This is a genomic window from Nitrosophilus sp. (genome assembly GCF_982775275.1).
This window is the reverse complement of the sequence record NZ_CEXZHP010000077.1, coordinates 1-6928: the sequence shown is the minus strand read 5'-3', so window position 1 is coordinate 6928 and position 6928 is coordinate 1. Positions and strand designations below refer to the sequence as shown.

The window sequence follows — 6928 nt, the reverse complement described above, 5'->3', positions numbered from 1 at the left end:
AAATCAAGCGAGTAAAGCGAGCGAAGATTTGCGGTTAATTAAAAGTTAGAAAGTGAAAAAGTTAAAAAGTGAGAAAGTGAGCGAGGACAAAGCCGAAGGCTTAGTATTAGTTAAAATGGTTAAAAAGGTTGAGTGGTTGGGTGGTTAGGTAAGAGGCTGAAGGGAGAAGGAGGTAAGGGGGTAAGGAGATAAGGGGGTAAGAAAAGATTCAATTTCCAATGCCTAATTCCTATTTCCCAATATCTAATGTCCAATGTCCAATTTGGTTAAAATAGTTAAAAATGTTGAGTAGTTGAGTGGTTAAAATAGTTGAGTTGTTGAGTAGTTGAGTAGTTGAGTGGTTTTATAAAATCGGACAAAAAATAACGACTTCATAAAGGTTATAAAATGATAAAAAATCATAAAGAGTATGAAGAGGCGGTAAAAACTCTTAAAAAGTGGGCTTACGCCTATTATGTTTTGGACAATCCTTTGGTTCCTGACGAAGTTTATGATAAATTGTATCATGAAGTTGAAGAGTATGAAAAAGCTCATCCTAATGAGATAGATCCAACTTCGCCCACTCAAAGAATCGGCGCGGAACCTGCAAAAGAGTTTAAAAAGATAAAACATTTAACAAAAATGTGGAGTATGGAAGATATTTTTAATGAGAACGAATTAAAAGATTGGATAAAAAGAGTATATAAAAATGCTCAAACCAACGATCTCGATTTTTATATAGAACCAAAATTTGACGGAGCTAGCCTAAATCTTATATATGAAAACGGTCTATTAAAATCAGCCGCAACCAGAGGAGACGGAGAAGTTGGAGAGGATGTTACTCAAAACGCAAAAACCATTCCCTCCATACCTCTTGGTATCGATTATAAAGGTTTGATTGAGATAAGGGGAGAGGTTGTTATAAAAAAGGATGATTTTGAAAAGTTAAACCAAGAGAGAGTTAACAAAGGAGAAACCCCATTTGCCAATCCAAGAAACGCCGCCGCTGGAAGTCTTAGACAGCTTGATCCAAAAATCACCGCTAAAAGAAAGCTATTTTTTTATCCATGGGGAGTGGGATATAACACATTAAATATAAATCTACAAAGTCAAATGATGGATTTTATATATTCTCTTGGTTTTTTAAAGCCTTTTAAAAGGGGTGTTTGTAAAGATGAACAAGAGATAGAAAAGATTTATGAAGAGTTTAGAAGCATCAGAGACGATCTTCCGGTAATGCTTGATGGGATGTGTATAAAAGTAAATCAAAGGGATCTTCACGAAAAACTTGGTTATACGGTGAAATATCCAAGATGGGCGGTTGCATATAAATTTCCGGCAATTGAAAAAATGACAACCGTTTTGGATGTTATTCCTCAAGTTGGAAGAACCGGAGTTATAACGCCTGTTGCGATAGTAGAGCCTGTAGAGATTGAGGGGGTGATTGTAGAGAGGGCAACTTTACACAATTATAGCGAGATTGAGAGAAAAGATCTAAGAATTGGCGATAAGGTGATAATTATTAGAAGCGGTGACGTAATCCCGGAGATTACGAAGGTATTAAAAGAGTATAGAACAGGTAAGGAAAAAAAGATTCAAAGACCAAAATATTGCCCGGTATGCGGACAGCCTGTGTTGGATGAGGGGATACTTATAAAATGCCAAAATCTTAGCTGCCCCGCAAGAGTAGTCAACTCTATCATCTATTTTGCGTCAAAGCAGTGTTTAGATATAGAAGGTCTTGGGGAGAGTACGGTAAAACTTTTATATAAAAAAGGTCTTGTAAAGGATATTGTAAATATTTTTTATCTAAAAAAAGAGGATCTTTTAAAACTTCCTTTATTTGCCGAGAAAAAAGCTCAAAATCTTTTAGATGCTATTCAAAAAGTAAAAGGGGTAGAGTGCTGGAGATTTGTCAATGCGTTGGGAATTGAGCATATAGGAGAAGTCGCAAGTAAAAAACTTTGCGAAAAGTTTGGGTTAAATTGGTATAAAGCAAAGCCCCATGAGCTTATGAATATAGAAGGTTTTGGTCCTGAGATGGTAAAATCTATCGAAGAGTTTGTTGAGGTTAATAAAGATAAGATAGAAAAGCTTATAGATATTATCAAGCCTACCGAACCAAAGACAAAAGAGGTCAAAGAGAATATTTTTACGGGTAAAAACGTGGTTTTAACGGGAGCGATGAGGGAGCCTAGAAGTAAAATAAAAGAGATTTTAGAATCGTTAGGCGCACATGTAACAAATAGCGTATCTAAACATACAGATTTTGTTTTTTACGGGGAAGATCCTGGAAGCAAATATGATAGGGCTAAAGCTTTAGGGGTTACGCTTTTGCCGGAAGAGAAAATGTGGGAGATGATTGAAGAGGCTAAAAGCTAATGCAAGATTTTTTTAATATAACCGATTTTATAAAAGAGGGAGGAGCACTTTTTGAAGTTGCCGTAATTTTGCTTATTGGGTATCTTCTTGGCAATCTCGCAAATTTTTTGAAAATGCCAAGGGTTAGCGGATATATAGTTGCCGGCGTTTTGATGAGCCCTTACGTATTTGAGATAATCGATAAAGATTTTTTAGATAGAGCAGACGTTATAACTCATGCAAGTTTATCTATTATTACCTTTTTGATAGGTTCTTCTTTAAATTGGAACAAAATAAAAGGTTTAGGAAAAAGCATATTTGGTATAACTTTGGGCGAAGCGGAAATTGCTTATTTTGCCGTTTTTTTGGCAATGACGGCATATTTTTACTATTTTAGCCAATATCCTTTTAGCGTGGTTTTGGCAATTGCGCTTCTTTTTGGGGCGCTTGCCTCTCCAACGGATCCGGCCGCAACTCTTGAGGTTATCCATGAGTATAAGGCAAAAGGGGTTTTAACCACTTCCGTTTTAGGGGTAGCCGCTTTAGATGACGCGACGGGAATAATGAATTTTGTGCTTGGAACTTCCATAGCACAAACTTTAGTAAGTGGCCAAGAGATTGTTTTAACGGATGCGGCTATAAAAATAGCTTTTAATATTTTAGGTGCGATAATTCTCGGTATCGCTGGAGGTTTTTTGCTAAAATTTTTAGGGGAATTTGCAAAAGAGAGAAAAGAGAAGGTTACGGTAACTTTTGGAACTCTTTTTCTTACTTTTTCGATAGCTCATATATTGGGCGTTGACGAGCTTTTGGCAACAATGAGCGTAGGTATAACTATAGCAAATAGTTATAAAAGGAGTTTTGAGTTTGTAGCACCTATAGAAAATTATATAGAAGATGCCGTTTTTACGCTATTTTTTGTTGTGGGATCCGCTTTTTTAAATATTAATCTTTTAATAAAATATCTTCCTTTGGTAGGTGCCTATATTTTTGCGAGGTTTTTGGGAAAATATTTAGGAACGATGATTGGTGGAAGTTTAACTAACGCGCCTTTGGTAGTAAGAAAATATCTTTCTTTTTCTCTTTTTCCTCAAGGAGGCATCGTTATAGGATTGGCGCTTTTGTCTTATCAAAATCCAAAATTTGCCGATTTTGGGCAGATTTTGGTAAATATAGTAATCGGAGCTACAGCTATACATGAATTTTTAGGACCCCTGTTATCAAAGTTGGCTTTAAAAAAAGCTGGAGAGATAAAAATTGAGGCTTGATAAATTTTTAACTCAAAAAGGTTTTGTTAAAAGCAGAAACAAAGCGATAGAGCTTATAAAAGAGGGGTTTGTAAAAGTAAATGAAAAGATTATAAATAAGCCCTCTTTTGATGTAAATGAGGCCGATATTATTAAGATAGAAAAAGATTTTTTATATGTTAGCAGAGCCGCTTTGAAACTAAAAGGTTTTTTGGAGGGGCTAAATTTGGATATAAAAGATAGAGTGGCTTTAGATATTGGGGCAAGTAGCGGGGGCTTTACTCAGGTGTTGTTGGAGTATGGCGCTAAAAAGGTTTATGCATTGGATGTTGGAAAAAATCAGTTGGATAAAAGTTTAGCAAAGGATCAAAGAGTAGTAAATTTGGAACAGACCGATTTAAGAGAGTTTTTCCCAAAAATATCTTTTGACATTGTTACTTGCGACGTCTCTTTTATTAGTTTAAAAAAACTGTTAAAAGATATCAAAAGAGTATCAAAAAAAGATGTAATTCTTCTTTTTAAGCCCCAGTTTGAGGTTGGAAAAGAGGTTAAAAGAGATAAAAAAGGCGTAGTTTTGGATGAAGATGCCATAATAAAGAGCAAAATGGATTTTGAGAAAAATCTAAACCGATACGGCTTTAAAATAGTTAAAGAAGATAAGTCTAAAATTAGCGGCAAAGAGGGAAATATAGAATTTTTTTACTATTTGGAGATAGATTATGAAAAATAACGTAGATAGTTTGGCTATAGGAGCATTTGACGGGATGCATATAGCTCATCAGGAGCTTTTTAAAAGACTTACCAAAAACGGAGCCATTCTTATAATCGATAAAAATAGCGCTCAATTGACTCCTGGAGAATATAGATGCGAATATACAGATAAAAAATGTTTTTTTTACGATCTAAAAGAGATAAAAGATCTTGACGCTAAAGGTTTTGTTGAAAAATTGAAAGAGGATTTTAAAAATTTAAAAAAAATAGTAGTAGGTTATGATTTTGCTTTTGGAAAAGATAGAAAATATAAAATAGATGATTTAAAAAGATATTTTGACGGGGAAGTTGAGGTAGTTTCTGAAGTAAAATATAAAGGGATATCGGTTCACTCAAGAGTAATAAAAGAGTTTTTAAAAAAAGGTGATATAAAGATGGCAAACGCTCTTTTGGGGCATACATATAAAATTGTCGGAGATGTAATAAAGGGGCGAGGTTTGGGCAAAAAAGAGCTCTATCCCACTATAAATATAGTAGTTAAAGATTTTTTAATCCCAAAAGATGGAGTTTACGCAACGATTACCGATGTTGAGGGCTTTTACGAGCCTTCGGTTACATTTATCGGAAAAAGCCAAACAGTTGAAAAAGAGTTTAGTATAGAAACCCATATAATAAAAAAAGATATTCCAAAGGCAAAAGGAAAAGTTACTATTTTATTTTTTGAAAAAATAAGAGACAACAAAAAATTTGATAGTTTAAAAGAGCTAAAAAAACAGATCGAAAAAGATATAAATGTCGCTTTGGAGATAGTAAAAGAGCATACCATATAAAAAGGAAATTTATGAAAAGGTTTTTTTTAATAGCTATATTTTCTATTTTGCTTTTTGCACAGCATAAATATACAAATTCTCTAATTTATGAAGAATCGCCCTATCTTTTACAACACGCACACAATCCTGTAAATTGGATGAGTTGGGGCAAAGAGGCTTTTGATAAGGCAAAAAAAGAGCATAAACCTATATTTTTATCTATTGGATATAGCACTTGTCACTGGTGTCATGTGATGGAGAAAGAGTCTTTTGAAAATGAAGAGATAGCAAAAATTATAAATGAAAACTTTATACCCATTAAGGTTGATAAAGAGGAACGCCCAGATATTGACAAATATTATCAAAAAATATATCAAATTATGCACAGACGTGGTGGGGGATGGCCTTTGACGATCATTTTAACGGAGGATTTAAAACCTTTTTTTTCCGCAACCTATATTCCTCCAGAAGATGGATATGGAGTTAAGGGGTTAAAAACCATTTTGCCAATTTTGGCAAAAGCTTACAAAGAAGAGAGAAAATATTTAGAAAAAAGAGCCGATGCGGTTTTGGGCTTGATGAAAAAGTATGAAGAGGCAGAGTATGTTCCGGTTCAGCTCGATTTGACTCTTGCTAAAAAGTTTGTATTGCAAGCGCAAAATGATTTTGACAAAGTTTACAAAGGTTTTTCAAAAAAGATAAAATTTCCCCAGCCAAGCACTATAAACGCGCTATTGGATATCTATCTAATAACCAAAGATAAAAACGCTTTTGATATGGCAAATGAGACGTTGAAGGCAATGGCAAAAGGGGGGATATATGATCAGATTGAGGGCGGTTTTTTTAGATATACCACCGACAGAAGATGGCAAATTCCTCATTTTGAAAAGATGCTATATACAAACGCACAACTAATAGATACTTATATTAAAGCTTATAGATTAACTAAAAATCCTCTGTTTAAAAAAACCGCAGAAGATACCATAAAAGAGTTTGATACAAGATATAAAAATAAAATAGGTTTATATTATAGCGCAAGCGATGCCGATACCAAAGGCGTTGAAGGAGGATATTTTATTTACGGTTATAAAGATACTCTAAATTTTTTTGTTAAAAATGGATTTAGTGCACAAAGAGCAAAAGAGATTTTAAAATATTTTGGTATCGAAGAGGACGGAAATATAGATGGAGAGTATTCAAATCCTTATATAAACGATAGGATAAATATATCAAACGAAGATGTTAAAAAGGCAAAAAAGCTTTTATGGATGATTAGATCCAAAAGAGAATTTCCTTTTATAGATAAAAAAATTATTACTTCCTGGAACGCAATGATGATAGACGCAAAATTAAAAGCCTCAATTTTTAATAAAAATTATAAAAAAGAGGCTCTAATCTCGTTAAATAACTTAATAGATTTGATGTTGAAAAAAAATATTTTATATCATCAAACTATAGATAATAAAAAGCCTCAGAAAAAAGCTCTTTTAGAAGATTATGCCTATTTGATAAAAGCTTTAATAACCGCTTATGAGATAAGCTTGAATAAAAAATATCTAAATTTAGCGACAAAATTGGCAAAAGAGGCAAAGAAGAGATTTTTTGATAAAAAAAGATGGTATTTGAGCGATACGTTTAAAACGGTAGCGGAAATTAGCGACGATTATTATACCTCTCCTTTATCTATTATGATGCACAATTTTTTAAAACTTTCTTCTTTAGTTGATATAAAATATGACAAAGATGCAAAATATCTAATAAACAGACACTCTGCGCTAATTTTTCATAATCCCTACTTTTACCCCGAAGCTTTTAGAGCCG

Annotated in this window: 5 protein-coding genes; all 5 read left to right on the top strand. The window is 33.5% G+C overall.

Translation table 11 applies throughout. From position 1 onward, the window contains the following. Positions 1-387: 387 nt before the first annotated feature. A complete protein-coding gene (ligA, locus tag AC30RD_RS05085; protein WP_489493229.1) occupies positions 388-2361 on the top strand; it encodes an NAD-dependent DNA ligase LigA in 1974 nt (657 codons plus the stop codon). Continuing rightward, entirely contained in the window at positions 2361-3608 is a 1248-nt protein-coding gene (locus tag AC30RD_RS05080; RefSeq protein WP_489493227.1) for a cation:proton antiporter, read from the top strand. Before ligA ends, AC30RD_RS05080 begins: the two co-directional genes overlap by 1 nt. Continuing rightward, positions 3598-4317 carry a 23S rRNA (cytidine-2'-O)-methyltransferase TlyA gene (tlyA, locus tag AC30RD_RS05075; RefSeq protein ID WP_489493226.1) on the top strand — a complete coding sequence of 240 codons (720 nt, stop codon included), beginning with the start codon at positions 3598-3600 and terminating at the stop codon, positions 4315-4317. The genes AC30RD_RS05080 and tlyA overlap by 11 nt, the downstream gene beginning before the upstream one ends. Next, positions 4307-5128 (top strand): bifunctional riboflavin kinase/FAD synthetase, encoded by an 822-nt coding sequence (locus AC30RD_RS05070; protein ID WP_489493225.1) that lies wholly within the window; start codon positions 4307-4309, stop codon positions 5126-5128. The genes tlyA and AC30RD_RS05070 overlap by 11 nt, the downstream gene beginning before the upstream one ends. A gap of 11 nt (positions 5129-5139) precedes the next feature. Next, positions 5140-6928, top strand: a 1789-nt coding sequence (locus AC30RD_RS05065) for a thioredoxin domain-containing protein (RefSeq protein WP_489493223.1), incomplete at its 3' end; no start/stop codon positions are given.

Bases quoted from the DNA above. Each gene is read 5' to 3' on its own strand.
- ligA (WP_489493229.1), top strand. From the start codon at position 388: ATGATAAAAAATCATAAAGAGTATGAAGAGGCGGTAAAAACTCTTAAA.
- AC30RD_RS05080 (WP_489493227.1), top strand. From the start codon at position 2,361: ATGCAAGATTTTTTTAATATAACCGATTTTATAAAAGAGGGAGGAGCA.
- AC30RD_RS05070 (WP_489493225.1), top strand. From the start codon at position 4,307: ATGAAAAATAACGTAGATAGTTTGGCTATAGGAGCATTTGACGGGATG.